The organism is Phocaeicola sp. HCN-6420 (assembly GCF_037890145.1).
Classification (GTDB): Bacteria; Bacteroidota; Bacteroidia; order Bacteroidales; family Bacteroidaceae; genus Phocaeicola.
On the sequence record NZ_JBBKBJ010000019.1, the window covers coordinates 34,525 to 60,703 of the forward strand.

The window sequence follows — 26,179 nt, forward strand, 5'->3', positions numbered from 1 at the left end:
TTTCAAATATAGCATTTTTCCACTAAAAAACAGAGCGTAGTTAACGATTTTTTATGTATTTTCATACGAAAAGCATTTATTTATTTCGAATACATGTTATTAAACATACAGGTGTTACAATAAAACAACAATTGGCTGTAAATCATATCTTCATGCATTCTTCGTATGATAAGAGTAATTTATATTCTTCCGAAGAGATTAAAGACGTACAAAGTGTCCTTCTTTCCAGATATATTTCAAGGGCTCCTGTACCAGATAGGGCTTTATCTCCTCAGCAGTTTCCTTATCCAAATAATCGGGAGTAGCATAAGTAAACGATAAAGTATTATCTGTTTCCGATAAATCTGCTTTAAGCAGGAACATATCTGCCCGCGCACGCAAATTCTTCAATGAATCGGCCTGAACCTCCGAAGTCGGTGTCTTATAAAAAGCATCTTCTACCGGCAAAGTAAGAAATTTATCTGCCGGAAGTCGCTTCCACGATGTATCATAAAATGAAATACTGCTATCGCTTGCCGGTCCCTCGAATGTATGTACTACACAAATTACTTTCACCGAATCATTCAGCGGAAGCAATTTCATTTCAGCCATACTTACCTTACTGATTTTCAGTTTCAGGTAATTATCTGTCAGCTTCAGCATCTCCGAAGTATTTCCAAAACGGTTTTTTACTTCTGCTTTCATGTTACTGGCCAAGAAATCTCCGAAGTCCTCTCTGTTTACTTTTGTCAGCATAGGTGAAAGTGAATCGGGCAAAGCAATGAACAATGATTTCATGTCTTGTGCCTGTATACTTAAACAACAAAGTAACACTCCGACTACAAACAATATCTTTTTCATAAAATATTTCGTTTTTATGTGATTTTGAAGTTACTAAAAGTACTCATTGCCTGCAAAAGTAGTACTTAAATAGTATATATTGAAATAAATATCCTGCTTTTTGTTACTACCAACCAAGATATTCTAAAGAGCTATCTATCAGTTTATCGTTTGCTTCAACAAGATTACGACGAGAATAAGCCGCAAGGGAAAAATAAAAAAGCCACCCTCTAACAGGTGGCTCATAAATTGAATATCTTTCACTCGACAGGTTATCATATCCATGAGAATCCCCTGTCCTACCATCAATATACAATTTTACGTTCGATCTCTTCAAAACGAGGGAACAGCAAATTATTCTCCAAATGTATATGTTCGAACAGAGCATCTACGAAAGCTTCCAGTTCCTGCATTAACAAACGGTAGCTGGCACAGCCATCTTGCGGGACAGAAAAATGTCCGGTCAGTTTAATGATATGCAGATAACGGTTACCTTCTCCTTCATGTTCCATCTTCATTACACGGATAGGATTGGCTATCGTACCACAATGCATCGGTTCCATACGCTGTCCTTTTTCTTGAGCAGCATATAAATCGTATAAATAAGGGAACAAAACATTTTCTTCTTTCTGCAAGTGCATTTCCAGATCCTGCAACGATTCAGTAACCAATGCCTTCAGTTCATGTAGTTCCGGATGTGCCTCGCCATGTACCCGTTCTACTTTCTCCAACAAAGACAACAATTCAGGTCCTCGTGCACGGATACCGCGATGGTGTATCTTCAAGATATAGTCCATCAGCAAATCGAGCGGCCACGAAGCAAAAGGAATACGGCCTCCTCCATCAGCTTCCTGACGTTCAAGTGCCTGTATCACCTCTTCGGCAGACAATCCAAGATCGGTACATGCTTTATCCAATGTTGTTTCTCCGTGGCAGCAAAAATCAATGCCATATTTCTTAAATACTTTAGCCGCAGCAAAATCCTCGGCAACAATATTTCCTACACTTGTATATTTCCAGTCTGTTGCTTTCATATTTATATCCTTTATTGATTACGGGTGCAAAGGTATGCTTCATACTCAACAAACTTTGTCACATAGGTGACACGAACCTATAATGAAAGTTAAACGCTTTAATACAGACAGAAAGACCTGTAACTACAAGCACAAAGATTCTGCTTTAAGAATTCAAAAAAAGGCTTCAAAAACTCTCGCGGGAAACTGAAGAAAACGTCGGGACATTTTTTTAAAACCCGCTGACGTTTTCTTCCATTCATCGGCGGAAATTATCCTTTCCGTTTCAAGAAGTCAGTAGGACTTTCGCCAAAATAGTCTTTATAACATTTCGTAAAATAAGAAGGCGAACTGAAACCAACTTCATACGTAATTTCGGCAATTGTTTTTTCGGTAGAAGCAAGTAATGAAGCTGCTTTCTTCAGACGGGCTATGCGAAGCAGTTCATTCGGAGAATAACCTGTCAGTGCCTTGGCTTTTCTATACAACTGAACACGACTCATTCCGATCTTATCGCCCAAGTCCTCCACACTTAATTCGGAGTTACCTAACTGTTCTTCAATCAGCGACCGCAGTTTTTCGACAAAGCCTTTATCCAAGTCGGCAATCGGTTCTTTATGGAGCGAAGTTTTATCGGCAAAGAAACTTTGCAGACGACGGCGATTATCAATCAGATTACGCAGACGAACCAGCAGCAAACGAGCGCTGAAAGGCTTCAATATATATGAATCGGCCCCGCATTCATATCCTTTTACTTTCTGTTCATCCATGGTATAGGCAGTCAACATCATAACCGGAATGTGGGAAGTCTGCACTTCCGACTTCAACCTGCGACAGCACTCCATACCATCCATCACAGGCATCATTACGTCACAAATAATCGCATCGGGTACATACTTCATAGCCTGCTGTACACCTTCCTGCCCATTGGACGCCTCTATCACAGTATAATTATCGCGAAGAAGCACTTTTACATAATCGCGTACATCTTGATTATCATCGATAACCAAAACCGTTTCTCTGTCATCTCGTTCCACAACTTCAGGTACGCTCTGTATTGTTTCCTGATCGGCAGATACAACAGCTCCTTCCTTTAAATTTTTTAGTATTACATTCTTTTCTACATGTTCAGCGGGAACTCCTTGCTGTTCGGCCGGCATCTCTATAGTAAATACAGTGCCCTTACCTTTCCTGCTATCTACCGAAATCGTACCGCCGTGCATCTCGACGAAAGCCTTTACCAATGCCAATCCGATACCAGATCCAGCATGATGAACATCTATCTGATAAAAACTTTCGAAAATATGCTTTACATGTTCTGCCGGCATTCCTATCCCTGTATCAGAAACCTGATAGCGCAACCAACGGACATTCTCCTTATCGAATATGGAAAGCTTTACTTCTATAGTTCCATTTTCGGGAGTAAACTTAAATGCGTTCGATAACAGATTGTACGTAATACGCTCCATCTTTTCAGCATCGGCTACCATCATATAGCCTTTGTCTGAGGAATCTACAGATACAGCAAAATGGATATGCTTACGATAAGACAACGTACGGAATGCATCAGTCCACTCCTTGATATTTTCTGAAATGTCGAAACGAGATAAAGTCATATCCAACTTTCCGTTTTCGAACTTGCGGAAATCTAATATCTGATTGATAAGGCGAAGCAGAACAGTTACATTCTTTTGTATGATATTCAAAAGGAAGCGTTCATTCTCTCCTAAATTCTTACTCTCGGCCAACTGATTGACCGGATCGGCTATTAAAGTGAGCGGAGTACGAAAATCATGTGAAACATTGGTAAAGAAAGCCAGTTTGGCATGGGTAGCCTCTTCCAATTGCTTGGAAAGACTTATCAACTGGTCACGCTGCTCTTCCAGACGCTTTTTCTGATCAGATAATTCAGCATTCAGCCGGTTCTTCGTCCAGAATGCACGTACTACAAAAAAGAGTAACATCGCTACCAAGATCAGGATGACGATGCAGGCATACAGCAACATCCTCTGAGAAGAATAGCGCATCAGATATGTATCCAGCAACCTGTCTAATACTTCGATCTTAGTATCCAACTGACTGATATGAGCAGTCTGCATCTGCATGATACGGGCATTCGCCTTATTGACCAGTGCTGTCGACAACTTTGTTTCACGAGTATACTCTTTTCCTTGAAGAATATTCATCGCTACCTCCATAACTTTATCGCCTCCCGTAGGATAAATGAACGTAGCATCCAGATGCCCATCGGCTACCTGCTCCACACCATATCCTTCACCGGCCAGTGCATCTATCCCAACAAACAGCATATCATGCTGGCGGTTTCTTTTTACAGCAGCATCGTATGCACCTATTGCCATACGGTCGTTATGCGCAAATACCATGTCAATATGAGGATAGCGTAAAAGAATTGTATCGAAAGCTGATTCAGCAGCTCCTTTAAGCCATGCAGCATCTGCCGAAGCAATAATCTTAATACCCGGAGTTTGCTTTAAAGCGTCCTTTAATCCCCGATGTCGTTCCAAAGCTGAGGTAGAGCCACGCAATCCGGTTACTTCCACCAGATTTCCTTTTCCCTGCAAACGTTCAGCTATGTAACGCCCGACATGATGCCCTATTTCATAATTATCTGCCCCTACATAAGCTGTATATTTACGCGAATGAATTTTCCGGTCGACCAATACTACCGGAATTCCTTTATCGTATGCTTTTTCGATTATAGGAGTAATAGCCTCAGCCTCATTAGGAGAAACGATCAGCAAATCAACATGCTGGGAGATAAGTGCCTCTATATCGGCTATCTGCTGAGCATTGTTATCTTTGGCCGTGCGGATATCCACTTCCACGCCCGGATAAAACAACGCTTCACGACGGAGTTCCTTATTCATTTGTTCGCGCCACTCATCATCACTACATTGCGATACACCAATCACATAACGTACCTCTCTCGGGGCACATCCCACAAGCAACAGGGAAAATAGCAGAATCAGGGCAAACAAAGAATGTTTCATAGTATATGTATATTTATAACGATACCTTCACACGCTTTGTCCTTGCCTTTCCGGCAACAAAGCGTGTGAAGGATATGCAGGGTAAAAAAGGAGTTACTTAATAACGCGTTCTTTCAATGACTCTGGCAAAACAGGCATTGCTCCATTCTGCGTACAAACATAAGCAGAAGTTTCTACAGCCAGTTTATGCGCTTCACCAATAGACAGACCGCTCAAAATAGAAGCAACAAATGCGGCAGTAAATGAATCACCAGCTCCCACCGTATCGGCAACTTCTACTTTCGGTGTTTCAACAAAAGAAACATCTCCCGGGGTAAAGACATAACTTCCATTTACTCCACAAGTAAGAATCAGCATCTTCAAGTTATACTTGGCAAGTAATATCCAACATTTATCCTGAAGATCGATACCAGGATAACCGAACATACGGCTCACGGTAACCAATTCTTCATCATTTATCTTCAAGACATTGCACTTTCTAAAAGAATTGCAAAGTATTTCTTTGGTATAGAATCCCTGACGAAGATTAATGTCGAATATCTTCAACGTATTTTCTGTAGACATAGCATCGAGGAAACGATTTATCGTTTCACGCGAAACTACGCTACGCTGTGCCAGAGAACCAAAGCAAACAGCTTTAGTATGCTTTGCCAAATCCTCAAGTGCCGGTGTATAAGGTATATTATCCCATGCTACACCTTCCTTTATATCATAACAAGGTACTCCCTCATCATCAAGCTCTACCTGTACCGTACCCGTAGGATAAGGTACAATTTCTACCATTGCATTCAATTTCTTCTCACGGAAATTATCCAGAATCTCCATGCCAAGCTTGTCGTCACCTACAGCACTAACAACCCGGCTGTTCAGTCCGAACTGAGATACATGATAAGCAAAATTAGCAGGGGCACCACCTATTTTCTTTCCTTCGGGAAGCACATCCCATAGCGCTTCACCCATTCCTACGACAATCGTATTTTCCATATTATAGTTTCTTTTATCAAAGTTAGACATTCTTTTTAATTTTCAATGTATAAAACAGCAAATATATTACTCCGACAGTCATTACAGCCACTGCTCCATCCTGTCCGATAGCATCGCTGGCAAATCCCATAAACAACGGAAAGACCGTACCGCCAAACAATCCCATAATCATTAATCCCGAAATTTCGTTTTTCTTTTCAGGTACAGCAAGCAAAGCCTGTGAGAATATAATTGAGAAGATATTAGAGTTACCGAAGCCAATCAACGCAATAGCAATATAAATAACTGCTTCTGCATCGGACATGAACAGTCCTATCATGGCCAATAACATACAAATAACACTGACAATAAAGAAAGAACGCGAAGACACCTTCTGTAAAATAATAGCTCCAGAAAAACATCCCAATGTACGGAATATGAAATACAAACTGGTAGCAAATCCGGCCTCATCAAGCGTCATACCCAAACGTTCCATCAAAATTTTAGGAGCTGTAGTGTTGGTACCAACGTCAATACCTACATGGCACATAATACCCAGGAAACAAAGCAAGATAAACGGACGTCCCAGCAATTTCAGACAGCTGACAAATCCAGAAGCCTTATCAGGTTTTTCCTCTTCTATAGGAGTTGCACCTAACCATAAAACAGCAATAACAGCTATGACCATATATACCGGGAACAGTACACGCCAACCTAATCCGAAGGTAGGCATTGCCTGAGTTGCACCCCACATTGCAATATACGGAGCCAAGAAAGAGGCAATCGCCTTAACAAACTGTCCAAATGTCAATGAGCTGGCAAGTTTATCACCCGAAATAATATTACTCAATAATGGATTAAGTGAAGTTTGCATCAAGGCATTGCCGATACCCAGCAATGAAAATGAGCAAAGCATGAATCCATAACTATCACCAAAAATAGGAATAAGAAGTGACACGAAAGTAACTGCCAGACTAAGCATTACAGTTTTCTTACGTCCAATTCTGTTCATCAAGATACCCGTAGGAACAGAGAATATCAGAAACCAGAAAAATACCAGTGAAGGAAAGATGTTAGCCTCTGAATCACTCAAGTTCAAGTCCGCTTTCACATAGTTCGACGCAATTCCTACCAAATCAACAAATCCCATTGCAAAAAAGCAAAGCATGATAGGAACCAATTTAGCGTACTTCAGTTTATCGGTTGTTGTCATTTTAGTAAAGCTTTATGGTAAATAAATAGTTTAATTTTGCTCGGTAAGTTCTATCACATGGCTCTGAAGAGGTTTGAAACCAAATGCTTCAATGCCAATTTTCATCAGATAATCTCCAGAAACAATCTTGCCATCGGATTTTAATGTCGACTTTTCTCCAGGCATCAAATTAATTTCTTCAATTTTATACATCTTATTGGGATTTAATCCTTTCAACTTAACCGGGAATAGTTTTTCCTCAAAACGTGGATAGACATCGTAAGCGAATAGAACGACTTTGCTCTGATCGGCATTTACGTAATTCACAGCCATATGATTACAGTCGTAAGGTGAAACCAGACGATATTGATCTCCATCTAAGATAACCGATGACAAACGTTTCCAATTGGCTACCGCAGTTTGACAATATCTCAACTCATCACTTGACAATTCTTTCAGTCCTATATCAAATCCGAGCTTACACATAGAAGCCACATCAGTACGGAATTTGATAGAAGCACTCTTGTTCCAGCTTGTGACATGAGCACACATTGCTTTGGCCGGGAAGAAATGAGAAAAGCCCCACTGAATGTAAATACGTTCTACCGGATCGGTATTATCGCTGCACCAAAACTCAGTAAAATGTTTCAATGCTTCATAATCACAACGTGCTCCTCCTCCCGAACAAAGCATAAGCGGAAGTTTAGGATAATTTTCAGAAACACGTTTCATAACATTATAAACGCCACGTATATGATCGATATAAAGGCGTCCTTGCTTATCCTTCAGATAAGGAGAATAGATATTCGTAATAGGGCTATTACAATCCCATTTAAAATAGGCCAAATCAGGATTCTCCTTCATCAGGTTATCTATTACAGAATATACATAATCCTGAACATCAGGATTACTCAAATCGAGTACAAGCTGGTTACGATAATAATAAGTTTCACGATTAGGATAGCTAATAGCCCAGTCGGGATGCTTTTCCATCAGTTCACTTTTGGGATTAACCATTTCAGGTTCTATCCAAATACCAAATTCAACACCAGCCTCCTTGGCATAACGTACCAGTGCCGGTACCCCACCAGGCAGTTTTTGTGCATTTGCCTCCCAGTCTCCCAAACCAGCCTTATCACTGTTTCGCGGATACTTATTGCCAAACCAGCCATCATCCAGCAAGAACATATCTACTCCCAGATCCTTAGCTTCTTTCATCAGTTCAGCCAATGTAGATTCATCAAAATCGAAAGCTGTATTTTCCCAGTTATTAAGTAAAGTCATACGTGAACCTTGCCCGTCTTTCAACTGGTAACTGCGAGCCCATTTTTGAAAGTTACGACTTCCCTCTCCTGTACCTTTACTTAAGGTAAAAATAAATTCCGGAGTAGTGAAAACCTCCCCCTTCGGCAATTCATATACAGAAGCATAAGGATTAATAGAAGGAATGACACGCAAATTGCCAACATTATCGACTTCAAACGTAAAGCGGAAATTTCCAGTCCATCCAATAGTTCCCATCAAAACATCACCTGCATTCTCTGCCACCGGCTCTCCCAAACCTACCATAAAGAAAGGTTGAGTATGCATAGCAGCACGACTTCCCAGCTTGGTATCAACTATTTTCTTACCAAACTGCAATTTCTGATTACTCATTTGTACTTCTTTCGCCCAGTCACCACTGAATTCGGTAAGATAATACGACGGACAACTGAAATAAAGCATGGTAGAAGCATAGCGGAACAAAGACACCGGTTTCTTTTCCTGATGCTTTATCTCACTCCATGTTTTAATAATATTTTCCTTTGGATAGGCTACATAGTGCAATGTAACATCTACAGGATATTTATCATCGCGAAGTATGATATCTGTCTGTGTGCCTCCATCGACTTCTTTTGTAGAGGAAGATACATAATACAACCAAGTAGAAGGATTGCCATCACTATGCGTCATTCCCCATGCAGGCTCAAAAAAGTCCTCATTGCCAGAAGTACTGCATACTTCCCAGCCACGTTCTATCACGCTGGCATCGGAAGCAGGATGAATATTCCACTCCAATTGTTCCAAATCAGATTCATGAAGCAGCTTCTCACCCAAATAAGACTGGTAAAGTCTGCCGTTAGGAGCGACCTGAAGAATAAGGTCTGTCTTATCCGTAGAGATACGGATCATTTGCTTTTCGGCAGCATACGTTTGAACCCCCATCAAGGCTGCAAGAGCAAAAGTACAAATATGTTTCATGGTTTGCAGGTTAAAAATTAAAAAAGAAGAGAATATTTATAATAAAACAAGTTCAAGTTCCAAAGAACATGAAAGGACGCCAGAACCTGAACTTGCAAGGAACTGAAACGGTCAATACGTTTACAGTCCCAGTTTATATATTTTCATGTTGCCTATCTGTGCTTCACCATTTTCAGAATAGAAACGCAGTGCATTGTATGGTTGAGTCGGGAATACCAGATTTGTCATAGCAATACGTCCGCCATCAACAAAGATTTCTACCGAACACTTATCTACGAATATATTCAGATGGTAAGTTTTTCCTTCACACAATGAAAGAGGAGCCCATGTACCCAATGCAAAATCATTTTTATAATTGACAGACATCGTCTTACGGTGATCATCGGTTTCTTTAGCATTCACATCGAACTTGCCAATTTTCTCCAAATCAACGAATCCACTTTCTGTACGATCAGTAACCAGCTTGCCAGCCTTCATGTCAAGATAGATCTTAACTTTCTCGCCTTTAGCATTCAGCAGATCAAATCCTACGACTTGCGCTTTACCTGGAGTAACATCCATTTCCAGTTCATAAGCCCCATCTGTCTGAGGAACAATTTCGTCAATCTTATATTCACCATTCACTGTGAAATCGTCTACCTTTCGAGTATCCTTACGCAATGCTTCCGTCTCCTTCACAGCATTGGCAGCCATGTAAATTTGTCCGTCTTTGGTATAAAGAGACAATTCACGAGGCAAAGCATTAGCGCCACGGTACTGCTTAATCGGAGTGATATTAGCATATTGCCAGTTACTCATCCAAGGCACAGCAATGGTCCGGTCACCAGTATTAGAGAAACATACTGTAGCATAGTGGTCTTTACCATAATCAAGCCATTTTGTTACTTCAGGCTTAGTATCACACTTAAATTCTTTACCATCAAAGTCACCTACAAAGTATTCTGTTGCGCTACCACCAAACATACATCCAGGGTTAATGTTAACAATCATCACCCATTTCATGTTGTTCTTATCGCCGTCAACCGGTAATTGAATAAAGTCCGGACATTCAAACTGATTAGGCTGTACACCGTAACCTTTTCCGAAGCCACTCAAATATTCCCAGTCTTTCAAGTTAGAAGAAGAATAGAAACGCATCTCCTTGTCGGCCGAAACAATCATATACCATTTCTGAGCCGGTTCATACCAGAACACTTTAGGATCGCGGAAATCTTTCAGTCCGTCAAAAGGAGTAAGGACTGGATTTTTCTCGTATTTTGTATATGTACGTCCGTTGTCGTTGCTATATGCCATACACTGAATCTGTCCATGTTCATCACTGGCAGATGTATAAAAAGCAATCATGGCATCTTTACCGTAGCCTGCGCTGTTATTATGATCGACTATAGAACTACCTGAAAAAATATGTCCTAAGGTATCGCGTGCGATAGCAGGCTTCAGGTGTTCCCAATGAATCAAGTCCTTGCTGACAGAATGTCCCCAATGCATATTCCCCCACTTTGAGCCATAAGGATTATACTGGAAATACAAGTGATATTCTCCATCCTTATAAACCAAACCATTAGCATCGTTCATCCAGCCATACAAAGGAGTATGATGATAAATAGGACGATAGTAGTCAGTATTTGCTGTATTAAAAGTATCCGATAATTGAATATTTTCCCAACATACTGCTTTAGCCGGTACTTTACCAATAGTAACCGTTGCTTCTTCAGCTCCCTGAGGCAATTCGAATGGAACATAGTACTCTATGCTATCTACAGCCAGACGGATGTCCATTGCCATATCAGCAGGGCTACCAGTATCGAGTTTAACCTTACCTTCACCAGCAGTTTCCTGAATAGGAAGCAATAAATACTTAGCCGGATGGGCTATATGAATGACAGTCAGCGAATCCCCCTGATTTTCGAATGTCAGGTTATTTTTCTGCGACTGACAAGCTATCATGCTACATAAAAAAGCTTGTCCCAAAATCAGATTAAAGATTTTACGTTTCATGGTATATGCTTTTAGAATGTTTTAAAGATACAATTTTTTATGTTAAAATAAAATACCCGATTTTTATATATAGACTAATACCTATTGAAAACAAATATAGAATCAAAACGCTCCTCATTGACTCCATCTTCGCAAAATGCGAAGACAGAGCATACAGAAGACAAATTAAGAAATTGGAAATCAGAATTTGATTTGAGCTGAGAACTCAACTGTAAACGGACGGATGTAACTACCAGCCATAACAGTATTAGCATATTTGCCAGCTTCGTCTTTAGTAACCAATTCGGCACCGGCAATACTACCTTTGGCTCCGGTCTGATTCAAGAAGTTGACAACAGAACATCCCAGTGACAATTTTTTGTTCACCTGCCAGTTCAAGCCACCAAAGGTTTCCCAACGTCCATTGAAATAATATGCATCGTTAATATTAGCGTAAGTTTTGCTAAAGTAACGGAAGCTAGTCCAGATTTTCAAGTCTTTGGTAATCATATAGCTCGGATCGATTTCAACAATTACCTGAGGTATTTCTGCTACGATATTTCCTGTAGCATTAATCTGACCTATATATCCATCAGAGAACTTAACCGATGTTTCATATTTCTTATAAGTCGGTTTCTGATAAGTAAACAGGAAGTGCAAATCGAATCCTTTGAACGGAGTAGCAACAACGTCGGTGGTCCATCCCAAAGTCTTGATATCATAATTAAGCGGAGCGGCCAAAATTTCATTCACACCATTTACAGCATGCTGAAGATTCAACGTAGAGTTGTTGTTTGTCTTCGAGATATAAGAGAACAAAGAAGTCAAACTCAACCATTCATTATTGAAATAAATACCGGCACGTCCCAGAGGTACTGAGATTTTATCGGTGTTCGGCAAAGTTGCCGGTGCAAAATTTTCAATTCTCGGATGCTGAGTAATATAAGTAAAGTCACCAGTAAATCCGAACTTATCAGTTAGCTTATAGGTAGCGGCAGCACTTAAAGCATAATTAAACCAGTCGTAATTCATTGGAGTAGGCTGAATAGCTACAGCTCCTTGTGTACCCGGAGTACCAGCTGCATAACCAGTCTGATTGCCATCAACATCGTAAACCGGTACAGCAGTTGCACCAAGATAATAATTAGCAAAACGTCCGACGTAATCACCATTAGCATTTTTCACAGCGGCATTGTTTCCGCGAAGTGCCTGATACTCGAAACGTGCACCATAATACAAATTGAACTTATCTGTAATATCCCAATCATGAGTAAAATAAACAGCCAATTTATTTTCATGACCCTTATAATATTCAGATGCATTCTTGTTGAAATCGTAATAATATCCGTTTCCTGCATAAGAACGACTTGTTGAAGTAGCAAAAGCCGGATTCCACAAACGTACCGGATAACTGCCATCAACAGGAACAGACTGATCGTACATTGTAGTATTTGAAGCGTAATCAATATCGTAATACCACTCATTCAATCCCAAGCGCCATGTACCGTTCGACAATTTACGTGACAACTCTGTAGTAAACATAAACTCATCAATGAAACCGCGATTCAGACAAGACATACGGCTCTGTACATATTCTCCATCATACGGCTGCATAGAACCATCGGCTGCCTCATACTGATAATTCACCGAACTATTAGTACGCTGACTCAATTCCATCGGAGTCTGGTATACACATGAACCTGTAGCATGATCGTACTTCATAACCACTTTCCATGCCAGTCCGTTATCCCACTTATAATCGTTCATCAAGACAAATTCACTACCTTTATTCTGTACAGCATCATAAAGATTAGTCTTCTTCAATTCGCCCGTGCGCATATCACGATATACCATTTCATTATCCATAGGCAAATATGATGTAGTACCGAGGGCAAAATCACCAAACTCTTTTACGCTACCATCGCCGACGTAAATAAACGGAGCAGACTGAGTTGCATACATATATACTGGGTGACTGTTGCTATAATGATACATAGCAGTAAACTCACCACGATTATTGTTATAACGTTTTGTTAAAGCAAACTTGTAAATTTGAGTTCTATCCTGGAACGGAGTTGATTTGATTTTAAATGTTCCCGGATCGAAGTCCTGATAAATACTTCCACTATAGAACCAATCTTTCGCGATTTCACCATTCAGGTTTAACGAAATTTCCTGCATGCCGAAGTGGTTGGCCTTATAATTTAATGTACCATGAAAACCTTTTTGACCCAGTTGAGTAAAGGAGTTTACAGCATAACCAATATTACCCGTCGTAATAGCAGTTTCAGAAATCTTAAGAAGTCCCACATGGCTTAAGCTGGCATCAGCACGCCACAAAGAATTAACACTGTGAGGATTTGTTGCATAAGTAACAGGAACACCATTTTCCAATACATTTACGTCTGCAGAAGGAAGACCAATCTGAATTTCACGAGGTCCGTTAGCACTGGCAGCATTCAACATAACATTACGGTTGCCTTCTTCTTTAGAACTACCGTTGTTTGATGATTTGTTTTCTTCTTGTGCGTATCCATTTACACAAGCTAAAGCGAGCAGCAGAACAGCAGCTCCCATACGATTGCAAAACTGTTTTTTCTCAGTCTTCATAGCATTAAAAATTAGTATGAAAGATTTGAATTTTTATTTGCCACAAAGGTACGCAACTAACTTTTCAACAGGTATAAGAAATGTTACATCGTATAGCAAATTTGTTACATGAAACAATTATAGCATACGAAGCAACATTTTTACAATCCTGTATATAAACGACTTACAGTGTAATCATATTTCTATTTGGCTTATCAGAGTAGCCTATTAAACAGACTGATATCTATATACAGCTTCTGCTGAAAGCTGTTCCAGATACCAGTCTGTTACCAGATTTATTGCAATCTATAAACATCCAACGATTTTACGGTATAGCCATTTTCTTCTGATTCAAAAATCAATTTATTATACGGCTCTGCCGGAAATACCAAGTTGGTCATTACAAATTTTCCATCTTCTCCAAATGCTTCGATACTGGATCGATCGACAAACAAACGAAGATGGATAGTATCTGTATTGTCTACAGGAGCCACTGTTACTGCAGGAAAATCACGACTAAAATCAACAACTCCACTAACACTACGGTCCATCACAAACTGCTTACGCACGACATCATAATACATCGATACTTTCTCACCTTTTCCATTCACCAGAGAAAAGGCTATTTTCGAGCTACCAGCATTTTCTATTATCATATCCAATTCATAAGCTCCATTATTATCTGTCAACAGACTTTCGACTTCGTGTATACCTGAAACCTTGAAAGCTGGAAGATTTATCTTTTTTCCACGTGCTTTTTCTATTTCAGCAGAAGGTTTACTCCGCAAATACAACTCCTCATCTACTTTATAAAGAGTAAGGTCGCGCGCAATTGTATTCGTACTACGATACTGAGTCGTAGGAACATTATTTGCATATTGCCAGTTACTCATCCAGCCCAACGCTATACAACGACCGGCTGGAGCATTACTCCATGTAACAGTAGCATAGTTATCTTTTCCCCAGTCCATCCATTTGGTCAGAGTAGGAGATTCATTTACAAATACCTTACCATCAAAGTGTCCAACAAAATATTGTGTGGCACTACCTCCGAACGGTCCGCCCGGATTGATGTTGCAGATGAGCACCCATTTCTTTTCTTTCGTACCTTCAACCGGAACCTCTACCAGATCAGGGCATTCCCATACACCACCATGTGCACCTTGCATAGTGCCGAAACTGCTTTCTTTCTTCCAGTCCTTTAAATTAGGAGAGGAATAAATCTGTATTTCCTGTCCTACAGCCAGCATCATCACCCAATGCTTACCTGGAGCATACCAGAATACTTTCGGATCACGGAAATCACGTTCAGAAGAAGTCAGAATCGGATTATGCTCATATTTGGTAAAAGTCTTACCATTATCCAAGCTGTATGCCATACTTTGAGATTGTACATCTCCCCACGGACTTGGTTTAGCTGACGTATAGAATGCAATGACAGCACCTTTACCGAAACCGGCAGTATTATCTTTATCAACCACACAAGATCCACTGAAAATAGTACCCCATGCATCTGCTACGATTGAAGTACCTTCATCCGTCCAATGTACCAAATCAGTACTTGTAGAATGTCCCCATGTCATATTTCCCCACATTGATCCATAAGGATTATATTGGAAATACAAGTGATAGACACCATCCTTGTAGAACATACCGTTCGGATCATTCATCCAGCCATATACCGGAGTATGATGATAAACAGGACGGAATTTCTCACGATTGGCAGAATCGAAAGTATCAGAAACCTTTATTTCCTCCCAGCACAATGAAGAAGAGGGCATACCCGTAATATCGATCGAAATAGTCTTTCCCGCATAAGCAGACAAATCCAATGGTACATAATAATCAACTCTTTCACGAGCCAGGCGAACATTGATGCTCTGATCTAACTGAAACTGATTATTAACAATAATGTTAACCTTACCTTCCGGCGCATTCTCCTGAACGGGAAGAAGTAAAAACTTCTTCACGGTATCTAAAACAACAATATTTTGTTCATTAGCCAGATGCTTAACATTCACATTATTCTCTACACCTTGAGCCGTCAGTGAAAAGCCCAACATAACGGTCAACAGACTATTCTTTGATAAAAATAAATTCAAATTCATAAATCAATTAATCAGTATATTAATAATAACTTACTTCAACATTGCTTACCTCAACGGTACCTTCGTAGCAGTTAATAGACCAACAATTCTTTTGCGTGCCATAAATACGATTTGTATAGGCAACGTTATCATTGATATAAACAACACAAACAGAATTGTCAGTATAAACAGTTACATGATACTCATTATCGGAAGGAGTATTGAACAGGTATCCGTCAATACCATTGATGAATCCCCTACCTTCTTCTCCCTGTTCTTCAAAATTCAATTTCTTCTTATTACCGTTATCTTCCGGATTAACAACAATCGAATAATATTTCTTCGAATCGGTTCCACGAACCAATGAGAATCCAAACTTATCAGTCTTGTCTGTAGTCTTTACAGTAAAAGAGATCTTATTAGCAACATTCAAGCGGTTGAATAACACGAAAGCATCTCCCGTCAAGACATAATTGCCAGCGTTTTCATTTACTCCATTATCGCTTTTTGCCATAACCTTCAACGATGATTTTGAAGTATATTTCTTGTCGATGCCTTCTACACTACCCAATGACAAAGTACCATCTTCGTGCTGGATAATACGATGAGCAACCAGGTTACCTGCCCATTGAGGTTCATTCGGATCGGCTCCTACAGCTGTATTGTCATTACCTTCACGTGTCGGACACCATCCCCAGATATAACGGTTAGTACCATCCGAAGCAGTCTTTCCGGCATAGAAAGCACGAGAATCCAAAAGACCTTCATGATCATCCGGCCATATACCTGCATCATTGGCTGTACATGCCTTCAGTTCTTCCAGCGTATGTCCTTTAAAATACTGAACTTTACGGATAGCAACATGTTTTTCTGAATACACCAGATACCACCAGTCACCCATCTTAAAGACATCCGGACATTCGTAGAAACGATCCCACATCATAGACATGAATACTCCTTTGTGTTCCCAGGACTTCAAGTCAGAAGAAACGAATTCGGCCAGCACACCTTTGGTTCCCTGCTGAGTAGAAACAATCATGTGATATACACCATCGTCTCCTTTAAAGACAAACGGATCACGGAAATCTTTTGCACTATATCCATAGTCATTGCCCTGCAAATAGAAAGTCTTGCTTTTGGTCCAGCTCTTAAAATCGGATGAAGTTGCCATCATTACAACTTCCAGACTTGAAGTATGTCCTGTATAGAATGTATAATATAATTTTTCAGACTCATTATAAATCGTACTTCCTGTACCTATCGCAGCATCAGCTTCCGAAGCACTTCCGGTAGGAATCACCTCACCTAATGACTGATACGAACCCACATTCTTTGTACTTACCCCCCAAATAGGATGATAGGTTGCCTCCTGATTAGGACGAAATTCCTGCAAATATAAAATCTTAAAGTCCTGTTCTACCGGATCATAAAACGGCATCGGATCGCCTACATAACCCACATACGGTTTATAATAAGTAGAGAACTGTTCGTCTGTCGAAGCGAAATACGTCGCTGTACCATCCCAATCCTTTTGTGTCAATATAGGATCATCGTCATTACAACTACCTAATGACATAAGGGCTGCTAAAGCTAAAGAATATATCATTGTTTTCATAAATTACATTGTTAAGTTAACGTTGTCCGATAAATGTCCTTTATCGGACAACTATTATTAAATATTTATTTTGACTCGCTTATTAAATAATTAATAGCATTCTGAGTAACTTTTGCGACATTTCCATGATACTGGTCGGCAGAAGTATCTACTCCATAAGCATACCAGTCATAACATCCAGAACCAATGCAAAGTACTCCACCGGTTGTTCCGTTTGAAGGATATTCCCATGCAACCACAGAACCATCGCCTCCATATCCTAAACTAATAGCGCCATGATTTGCTTCCCAAGCATTCAGAGTATCATATCCTCCCCAATCGGAACCGATATGCCACTGAGCGGTACTATTGGTAATTCTGTAACCGGTATCACACATATAAACACCATCCTTACCATCGATTGTTGAAACAACGCCTTCATAAAGTGGATGATCTGCATGGTTGGTAACAAAGAAGCTCCATGGTCCCGTAGTTATTTCCGCAGTTTCTTCTGACTGGCCCCAGCAGTTATTAGGAGCATTGTCATCTTTTGTAATACCTAATTGGGCTGCATAGAATGTAGCAAAACGAGTCAGCAACAAACTACCTCCGTTTTCATAAAACTCTTTAATCTTCGAAACGGCCTGTACTGCACTCGGAGCAGCAGCTTCAAACTTAGTCATAGAATCAATGCCACCATCGATATGCAGATGCCACCATATTACCTTACACTCATCCAATTTAACTCTATCCGCACGGATATCATCGAACGACAAATACTGAGCATTCGGAATATTCTTCAACATCCAGTTTGCAGCTTCCTTTTCCTCCGGATTCAGTTCGTCTATTGAAGAAGCCAAACCTACATATACAGCACTTGGAGAGTCAGACTGAACCACACTTACAACATAAACAGTAGTTGCACTTTGATAAGTAACCGTAAATTCTACCGGATCAGTAAAGTCGACAGCCTGTCCTGATGCCGGAGATACAGTAGCTCCCTCCGTTGTTTCAATCGTAGGAATCAGACTGGTTATATCAGCACTTGTCGGTATTCGTACCACGATAGAATGATTTTCTTCATCGATAATACCTGTATACTCATTATTCAACTTGAACGATGTAATTTTGGCCTCATCATGCTTTACAGTAACGGTATAATCTAAAAAGGCATCACCATTTGTAACCTTTATTGTTTGAGGAAAAGAGAAATTGACAACATCTCCCACTTTCATTGAAGCTTCCGCACCATCGGAAACTTCAATTGCTGTAACTTTCATCGCATCTGTATTATAATCAACAGGTACTCCCACCACGACCGATTTAGTCGAATTATCAATGATCCCCTGATATTCGTCCAGTTTCAAGGTTTTCAACCAAGTATCTCCACTCAATTGAAGGTCTGAAGTGTTATCATCATCACATCCCACAATAAAAATCAAGGAGAGAAGGATAAAAAAAACTTTATTAATATGTTTTATTGCATTCATAATATTCATTTATTAAGATTTACAATTTAATTACCAACCTCCACAGTTCTGTGTATAGTGACCGTTACTAGCACTTATCTGAGCGAATGGTATAGGCAGGTATTCATTTTTATTTTTAGTGAACGAAGCATTCGAGTAAATAGTACAGTCGTTTGCCTCTTCTGCATAAAACTTATTCAGGACCTGATCGGCTTCTCCCCAACGTACCAAATCGAAGAAACGATCACATTCCATAGCCAGTTCTACACGACGTTCAAATTTCAACATCTTCAAAGCTTCATCCTTTGTATAAGTTCCTGTATAAGGTTTTACGTAGAAAGTAACTCCATAAGTAGAAGGATAATCTGCAATCATGGTTGTGCTCTGGCTTGCACGGTTACGTAATTCATTAATCAAGTCAACAGCTTCACCAATACGTCCGTCATTCAACTGGATCAATGCCTCTGCACGCATCAACAACACATCAGCATAACGAAGAACGATATGGTTCATAGGGCTTCCCCACCATCCACCTTTTATCAAATATCCACTATCCGGATCTACATTCTGTTTCAATGTAACGTAATAACCATACAGACCATTACTACGGCTCCAGGTAGAAGACTTATCCATCATGTACTTCTTATTGAACTCGTACGGGAACCCCGGCATACCTACAGTCAGGAACAGACGAGGGTCTGCATTATCAGCAGTTACATTGTAGTCACTATTATTAAAGGTATCGAACAACGGATGTCCGTCTTTATCTGTTCTAAATGCATTTACCAGATTCTGGCTCGGTTTATAGAAATCACAACCGCCATCTGTTACACCCGGAATATTCGGAACAATCAAACCATACGACCAGTTACAGTTACCATTGTTCGTACCATCATTCATGGAATACTGCATAGCCCACAAAGATTCGCATCCGTTTTCATACTGAGGTTCCGGGCGGAAGTTATTATGAAAATCCGGTTCCAAGCCGTAACCTCCGGCCGACATGATTGATTTTTCTGTATACTGAACGACCTTTGCCAAATCTTCAGCATTAATGCTTGTCACCTCATTGTTTTCAGGATTGTCCTGACGATAGGCCTTGTACAAATAGGTCTTAGCCAGATAAGCAGCTGCAGCAGCTTTGGTAGGACGACCTTTATCGGCTTGTGTATCCGGCAGATAATCATAAGCAAACTGGAAATCATTTGCTATCTGCTGCCAACTCTCATCATTTGTATAAGTTGTATTCGACAGATTATTGTATTCCTCAGGAGAAAGACTTTCATCGTTTGCCAAAACGATATGCTTATACAACTGCTTCAGCAAGAAATGTCCATGTCCACGCAAGAATTTCATTTCAGCAATACGCTGGTTTTTCAATGGATAAGTACTTTCATCCATCTGATCCAATAACTGCAAAGCTGTATTGGCACGAGAAATGCAGTTATACAAACGCTGCCACATATCACTGATATTCCATGCTGTAGTCATGATACCTTGAGAGATATCCAATGTATGAAATACATCTCCATCCTCCGTACCATTTCCACCTTTATAAGCGTCGTCCGAGCGAACATCATAGTTCCACATAGAGAAAGAAGAGTTGATATCTTCTGCAGAAATCCATACCGCATAAGCCGAAACGACCAGGTTATCTACATATTCAGGATTCTGTAACTGTTCATTATCAATGGTTCCTTGTGGTACCTGGTCCTCCAAAAAATCGGAACATCCAGAACAAGTTAAGGTAAGTCCTAAAACTGTTGCATATAATAATTTTCTCATAATTTCCATTTTAATAGTTACTTGTTTTAAAAGCTGACATTAACACCAAAAGTCAAGTTCAAAGGAATCGGATAACCAAAATTCGGGTTTTCCGGATCGACGCCCGTAAAATTTTTACTCTTAATTGTAAGTAAGTTCTGTGCACTTAAATAAAGACGCAGGCGTTCCATCTTCATTTTCTTTGCAAAATTCTCCGGAACATTGTAACCAATCTGAAGATTACGCAGTTTCAGGTATGAACCATTTTCTACAAAATAAGTAGACACACGTTTTTCATTATTTATATCATCACGTGACAATGCTGGGATATCTGAATCCGGATTAGTCGGAGTCCATGCATCAAGAACGCGTTTACCTTTGTTCAAGAAACCAATATTCAAACCACTCCACAAGTCTGTTTCCTTTTTCAAATCACTGATGATATCAACTCCCTGAACGCCTTGCCAGAACAAAGTCAAGTCAAAATTCTTATATTCCAGATAGATATTCAATCCATAACTGAATGCAGGTGTCGGATCATAAATCCACTGCTGGTCTTTTTCATTGATAACACCGTTACCATCAATATCACGCCAGCGGATACGTCCCAATCCAGCGCCTTCCTGAGTAGCATGATTATCGATATCAGCTTGTGACTTAAAGATACCATCAGCAACATAACCAACCTGTGCACCATTCGGATGACCAACAACACTTTCTACTCCATTACCACCAAATGTACCATTTGCAGCCACTGTTGCAGGAAGAGCTGTAATCTTATTACGGTAAGCAGAAATATTACCATTCAAATCGTATTTCAATCCAAAGGCTGTTGTATTACGATAACCAATATTCAACTCGAAACCTTTATTTTCCATTTCACCGGCATTAATCCATTGAGTACTACCTTCACCCATGGCTGCGATACCGGCCATCTGAACAAGAATATCGGTTGTCTTTTTATAGAACCAGTCGAATGATCCATACAATGTCTGGTCGAATATAGAGAAATCGAAACCTAAGTTGGTCTGAGTAGTTGTTTCCCATTTGATATCATCGTTTCCAATCTGATTACGCTTAAATCCAGATTGCAGGATACTTCCTCCATTTGTACCAGCAATATCATAAGAAGTACCGTAGCTCTGTCCTCCCGATTCACTTACACCATAATTCGGAACGTAAATGGTGTAACGGGCGATATTTGAGATTTCCTGGTTACCTGTCTGCCCCCATGAAGCACGAATTTTCAAATCATTCAGCCAAGTGAGTTCTTTCATGAACTTTTCGTTGCTGATACGCCATCCCAAAGAAACAGAGGGGAAAGTAGCATAACGATTATTCTTACCGAAACGAGAAGAGCCATCACGACGAACCGTCAAAGAAAGCAGATACTTATCATCGTAAGTATAGTTCAATTTACCAAAGAAGGAAACCAGAGAATATCCTTCACCCGAGCCATAAGCCTGAGCCGTTCCTGTACCGGCATCCGGCCACATATAATCCGGATTCAAAATACTGAAATCTTCTTTATATCCAGAAAACCAGCTATCATCTTCACGGTTCAACTCCATACCAACCATCACATCACCACGATGTTTGCCAACTTCCAAATTATAAGTAGCTACGGCATTCCACATCCATTTGGTCCAGTGTTCTTGTTTAGCTTCTACGGCATTCTTGTCGTTTGCAACGTTACCTTCGGTGATAGGATATGTAAAGATACGCTGTTCCTTTTGAGCATAATCCAAACCAAAAGTCGAACGGATATTAAAGCCTTTGAACGGATTCAAGTTGATATATGCATCACCGAACAAACGCCAATAAGTATAACGGTTATCTGAATTTCTATCCAGACGAGCTACCGGGTTTTCACGGTCAGGATAGCCACCTACAGGACCAGCATATTCCCCATTGATGTCGTATACAGGCAAAGACGGATTAAACTGTAACACATTTTCCAAGAAACCGCCCGGAGCCTGAACTTCTGAAGTACGGTTCAAGGTAAAATGTTCTCCAACCGTCAACACCTTGCCAATCAGATTATAATCAGAGTTCATACGAGCAGAGAAACGCTCGAAATCGGTATCTTTAATAATACCTAAGTTTTTGTAATATCCTAAAGAGAAGAAAGAAGAACCTTTTTCAGAACCATTACTTACTGATACATTGTATTGCTGAATAACACCGGTACGGGTTGTTTCATCAAACCAGTCTGTATCAGCAGATGGTACAGTATTATTAGAATCAAGGAAGCGAGACATAGTAATACCATTCAATTGAGGATAACCATTGCTATCGTATCCCCAGTTGTATTTATATCCCAGCGGGTTGGTATTCGGATCCTGACCACCATTTACATAAGCCTGCCACATAGCCTGGCCATATTCCTGCGCATTCAAGACTTCCATTTTATTATTGTACATAGAAGCCGAAACAGATGCATCAAAGTCAATTTTCAACTGACCATCTTTTCCTTTTTTGGTTGTAATGATAATAACGCCATTAGCAGCACGAGAACCATAAATAGAAGCGGAAGCTGCATCCTTCAAGACCTGAATAGATTCGATATCATTACCATTCAATTCATGCATACCTGCCTTTGTCGGCACACCATCAATAATATAAAGAGGGTCATTGTTATTCAAGGTACCGACACCACGTATACGAATGGTTGTTGAGCCACTTGGATTACCATCCGCTGTAACATTCATACCTGGCACACGACCTTGTAAAGCCTTCATCGGATTGTTTTCATTCTGCTTGGAAAGTTCATCCACACTGACAACAGAAACGGCTCCTGTCAAATCAGCCTTGCGTTGAGTGGTATAACCTGTTACAACAACTTCATCCAACACCTCTGTGTCTTCTTCCAAAACAATGTTTAAGACACTTTGAGCTTTTACGACCTGAGTCTTGAATCCTATATACGAAATAGAAATTTCCGCCCCCGGCTTAACTGCTAAAGAAAACTTTCCATCAAAATCTGTAATCGTACCATTGGTCGTACCTTGTTCAAGAATTGTCGCCCCGATTACGGGCTGTCCATCAGACTTGGAAACTATAGTTCCCGACATTTGCAAACTTTGTGCTTGCACCACCGAACACACCATTAAAATAAGGAGTGTTAAAAGGAATGTTCTTTTTATGCTTTCCATTTACACATAGATTAAGTTTAACATTTACGTATTCCATAGAACCGTTCAAGACGGTAGTGCAAATGTACTGGCCGAGATTTTTAAAGTATATAAAAAATGTTTCATTCTCGCCTAAAAATGTTGCATGTTACATTTTTAGGCGAGGATGAAACATTCTTACAAACAAAACTAACAGTCAGTCTGATTCTATTTTCAGAAAGCCTCCTTACGTTTTTTACTTGTAGCAATCAGATATATACCTAACAATATGAGAGGCAAACTTAACAACTGTCCGATGTTCAAAGTCATATTAACCTCTTCCGCTACCTGCGGATTTTTCATAAATTCCAAGCCAAAACGGGCTCCAAAGAATATAAGTAAAGAAACTCCCGTTATTAAGCCTATCTGTCTTTGCAAATGGAACTTATAATACATCAGCCATGAAGTTATCAACGCCACCAGGCAATAAAGCATTTCATAAATCTGAGTAGGATGACACGGCTGGGCTACTCCATTCTGATTGTACAACTCTTGCCACTCACGAGAACGTATAAATTCAAATCCCCATGGAAGAGAAGTCGGGAAGCCAAAGATTTCAGAATTCATTAAGTTTCCGAAGCGGATACAAATACAAACAACCGCTACAGCCGGAATCATACGGTCGAAGAGCCACCAAACACTTTTTTTCGTTACCTTTTTTGAATACCAAATTAAAGCCAGAATCAGAGCAAAAACACCTCCATGACTGGCAAGTCCTCCTTTCCATATCTTCAATATCTCTATAGGATGTGCTCCATAAAAATCCCATTCATAAAATAGGCAATGGCCCAATCGAGCACCAATCACACTACTTATAATACAATATACAAACAGTTTGTCTGCCCAATAATCAGGATAGCCTTCCTTTTTAAACAAACGTGATACTATCTCATAAGCCAAAATGAACCCAAGTCCCCACATTAATCCATACCAACGGATTTCAAGAGAACCTAAATGCACCAAGACAGGATCTACATCCCAAACAATACTCGCTAACGTCATAATAAGTTTTTTCTTTTTAAATTATGCAGACGCAAAGAAAATAAAAAAACAGCTTTCGTCCATTGGCTTCTGAACATTTTTTTTGAAATAGAGATACATTTATTATATAAGAACGTTTCCGCATTAATGAATATGTTTTCAATCAACAATATCCAATAATACGGAAACATATTTTTATATATACACTATTTGAAAACTTCGTCAAGCTTCCATCGTTCTCTCCATGGAATTGTTATACTTCCATCATTAGCAATGGAAAGAGGAAGCCATATATAACGTGAATCCTGAAGGTTTGTCTTCTTCCAACGGTCGAACATAGCTATATAAGCATTATTCATACCATGTACAGGTAAGACGAAAGTACTCTGTGCATAAAAGGTTTTATCAGCATCCTTTCCTACACATGGATTGCCTATAATTGTCCATGGCCCCATTATAGAATCGGCAACTGCCAATTCTGCCTGATTAGGATCCCATCCAGTACAACCTGAAGAAAGCAAATAATACTTTCCGTTATATTTAAATACAGCAGGTGCCTCACGACTCATGCCAATAAAATTACGTGTAAAGTGTCCGTTAGGTTTCAAGTAATCGCTGGTCAATTCACTTATATACATTGTCTTATTATCCTCTGACGAATAAAAATGATATGCTTTTCCATTGTCATCTACAAAAACCGTCTGGTCACGACTCATTGCATTATTAGGACGGAAACTTCCTAAATATGTAAAAGGACCTACTGGAGAATCACTTACAGCGACTCCTGCAGCAGCTTTCAAATAGTCGGGGCTATCAATATGCATCCACATAACAAACTTTTTTGTAGTCGTATTATAGACGACTTTAGGACGTTCTAATACTTGAGATGGATGTAAGTCGTGTAATGTATCATTCTTTACGGCTGGAAGTACTAAGCCTTCAAACTTCCATGTAGATAAATCTCTCGAAGAGTAACAGCTTACCCCAGACACATCGGTACGGAAACATTCCCATGTAGCCCATTCAGGCAATACAGTCTTACCAATCTTATATTCACCATACCAATAATAAGTCCCCTCATGATAAAGTATTCCTCCTCCATGGGCATTTATCGGATTGCCGTCAGTATCATTCCAAATTTCTCCAGAAACAATTTCAGAAGCAACCATATTCTTCTTCTGTGATGTTTGACATCCAACCATAAACAGTAAACTCACTGCCCAACAACAAACCTCTTTTTTATTGATAAATCTCATACTTTTTCAAATATTATATATTAGTCAGCCAACAAAGATGTAAAGAATCG

General features: G+C 39.8%; 15 protein-coding genes. All 15 read right to left on the reverse strand.

Annotated features, from left to right (window positions below; all coding sequences use genetic code 11):
- Positions 1–198 precede the first annotated feature (198 nt).
- The 15 genes from WKT12_RS11440 to WKT12_RS11510 all read right to left on the reverse strand — a co-directional run bounded on the left by WKT12_RS11440 (position 199) and on the right by WKT12_RS11510 (position 26,075).
- Complete coding sequence (locus tag WKT12_RS11440; protein WP_340319751.1) at positions 199–840, reverse strand: DUF3256 family protein; 642 nt, start codon at positions 838–840, stop codon at positions 199–201.
- 284 nt (positions 841–1,124) lie between these two features.
- On the reverse strand, positions 1,125–1,853 hold the full coding sequence (gene ric / locus WKT12_RS11445; RefSeq protein ID WP_021969867.1) for an iron-sulfur cluster repair di-iron protein: 729 nt from the start codon (positions 1,851–1,853) through the stop codon (positions 1,125–1,127).
- A gap of 251 nt (positions 1,854–2,104) precedes the next feature.
- Complete coding sequence (locus WKT12_RS11450) at positions 2,105–4,843, reverse strand: hybrid sensor histidine kinase/response regulator transcription factor (RefSeq protein WP_340319752.1); 2,739 nt, start codon at positions 4,841–4,843, stop codon at positions 2,105–2,107.
- A gap of 93 nt (positions 4,844–4,936) precedes the next feature.
- Complete coding sequence (locus WKT12_RS11455; RefSeq protein ID WP_340319753.1) at positions 4,937–5,827, reverse strand: carbohydrate kinase family protein; 891 nt, start codon at positions 5,825–5,827, stop codon at positions 4,937–4,939.
- Between the two features lie 22 nt (positions 5,828–5,849).
- Complete coding sequence (locus tag WKT12_RS11460) at positions 5,850–7,019, reverse strand: MFS transporter (RefSeq protein WP_021969864.1); 1,170 nt, start codon at positions 7,017–7,019, stop codon at positions 5,850–5,852.
- Positions 7,020–7,049: 30 nt separating this feature from the next.
- Positions 7,050–9,239, reverse strand: coding sequence for an alpha-galactosidase (locus WKT12_RS11465; RefSeq protein WP_340319754.1), 2,190 nt, complete (start codon positions 9,237–9,239; stop codon positions 7,050–7,052).
- Positions 9,240–9,359: 120 nt separating this feature from the next.
- A complete protein-coding gene (locus WKT12_RS11470; protein ID WP_021969862.1) occupies positions 9,360–11,237 on the reverse strand; it encodes a GH32 C-terminal domain-containing protein in 1,878 nt (625 codons plus the stop codon).
- A 180-nt stretch (positions 11,238–11,417) separates the two neighbouring features.
- Complete coding sequence (locus tag WKT12_RS11475; protein WP_021969861.1) at positions 11,418–13,826, reverse strand: hypothetical protein; 2,409 nt, start codon at positions 13,824–13,826, stop codon at positions 11,418–11,420.
- A gap of 275 nt (positions 13,827–14,101) precedes the next feature.
- A complete protein-coding gene (locus tag WKT12_RS11480; RefSeq protein ID WP_445323141.1) occupies positions 14,102–15,913 on the reverse strand; it encodes a DUF4980 domain-containing protein in 1,812 nt (603 codons plus the stop codon).
- A gap of 19 nt (positions 15,914–15,932) precedes the next feature.
- Positions 15,933–17,507, reverse strand: coding sequence for a glycoside hydrolase domain-containing protein (locus WKT12_RS11485; protein WP_340319755.1), 1,575 nt, complete (start codon positions 17,505–17,507; stop codon positions 15,933–15,935).
- Positions 17,508–17,572: 65 nt separating this feature from the next.
- On the reverse strand, positions 17,573–18,985 hold the full coding sequence (locus WKT12_RS11490) for a DUF4960 domain-containing protein (protein ID WP_445323142.1): 1,413 nt from the start codon (positions 18,983–18,985) through the stop codon (positions 17,573–17,575).
- 21 nt (positions 18,986–19,006) lie between these two features.
- The gene (locus WKT12_RS11495; RefSeq protein ID WP_340319757.1) at positions 19,007–20,740 is read right to left on the reverse strand and encodes a RagB/SusD family nutrient uptake outer membrane protein; all 1,734 of its coding nucleotides are present in this window, start codon (positions 20,738–20,740) and stop codon (positions 19,007–19,009) included.
- Between the two features lie 26 nt (positions 20,741–20,766).
- Positions 20,767–23,793 (reverse strand): SusC/RagA family TonB-linked outer membrane protein, encoded by a 3,027-nt coding sequence (locus tag WKT12_RS11500; RefSeq protein WP_445323143.1) that lies wholly within the window; start codon positions 23,791–23,793, stop codon positions 20,767–20,769.
- 273 nt (positions 23,794–24,066) lie between these two features.
- Positions 24,067–24,894, reverse strand: a complete 828-nt coding sequence (gene lgt / locus WKT12_RS11505; protein ID WP_340319759.1) for a prolipoprotein diacylglyceryl transferase — start codon at positions 24,892–24,894, stop codon at positions 24,067–24,069.
- Positions 24,895–25,079: 185 nt separating this feature from the next.
- Complete coding sequence (locus tag WKT12_RS11510) at positions 25,080–26,075, reverse strand: glycoside hydrolase family 43 protein (protein WP_340319762.1); 996 nt, start codon at positions 26,073–26,075, stop codon at positions 25,080–25,082.
- Positions 26,076–26,179: the final 104 nt, after the last annotated feature.

Excerpts from the sequence above, each read along its gene's own strand:
- lgt (WP_340319759.1), bottom strand. The coding sequence starts at position 24,894 with ATGACGTTAGCGAGTATTGTTTGGGATGTAGATCCTGTCTTGGTGCAT.
- WKT12_RS11495 (WP_340319757.1), bottom strand. The coding sequence starts at position 20,740 with ATGAGAAAATTATTATATGCAACAGTTTTAGGACTTACCTTAACTTGT.
- WKT12_RS11500 (WP_445323143.1), bottom strand. The coding sequence starts at position 23,793 with ATGTCGGGAACTATAGTTTCCAAGTCTGATGGACAGCCCGTAATCGGG.
- WKT12_RS11480 (WP_445323141.1), bottom strand. The coding sequence starts at position 15,913 with ATGAATTTGAATTTATTTTTATCAAAGAATAGTCTGTTGACCGTTATG.
- WKT12_RS11485 (WP_340319755.1), bottom strand. The coding sequence starts at position 17,507 with ATGAAAACAATGATATATTCTTTAGCTTTAGCAGCCCTTATGTCATTA.
- ric (WP_021969867.1), bottom strand. The coding sequence starts at position 1,853 with ATGAAAGCAACAGACTGGAAATATACAAGTGTAGGAAATATTGTTGCC.
- WKT12_RS11460 (WP_021969864.1), bottom strand. The coding sequence starts at position 7,019 with ATGACAACAACCGATAAACTGAAGTACGCTAAATTGGTTCCTATCATG.
- WKT12_RS11465 (WP_340319754.1), bottom strand. The coding sequence starts at position 9,239 with ATGAAACATATTTGTACTTTTGCTCTTGCAGCCTTGATGGGGGTTCAA.
- WKT12_RS11455 (WP_340319753.1), bottom strand. The coding sequence starts at position 5,827 with ATGGAAAATACGATTGTCGTAGGAATGGGTGAAGCGCTATGGGATGTG.
- WKT12_RS11490 (WP_445323142.1), bottom strand. The coding sequence starts at position 18,985 with ATGAATATTATGAATGCAATAAAACATATTAATAAAGTTTTTTTTATC.
- WKT12_RS11440 (WP_340319751.1), bottom strand. The coding sequence starts at position 840 with ATGAAAAAGATATTGTTTGTAGTCGGAGTGTTACTTTGTTGTTTAAGT.
- WKT12_RS11475 (WP_021969861.1), bottom strand. The coding sequence starts at position 13,826 with ATGAAGACTGAGAAAAAACAGTTTTGCAATCGTATGGGAGCTGCTGTT.
- WKT12_RS11470 (WP_021969862.1), bottom strand. The coding sequence starts at position 11,237 with ATGAAACGTAAAATCTTTAATCTGATTTTGGGACAAGCTTTTTTATGT.
- WKT12_RS11450 (WP_340319752.1), bottom strand. The coding sequence starts at position 4,843 with ATGAAACATTCTTTGTTTGCCCTGATTCTGCTATTTTCCCTGTTGCTT.
- WKT12_RS11510 (WP_340319762.1), bottom strand. The coding sequence starts at position 26,075 with ATGGTTGGATGTCAAACATCACAGAAGAAGAATATGGTTGCTTCTGAA.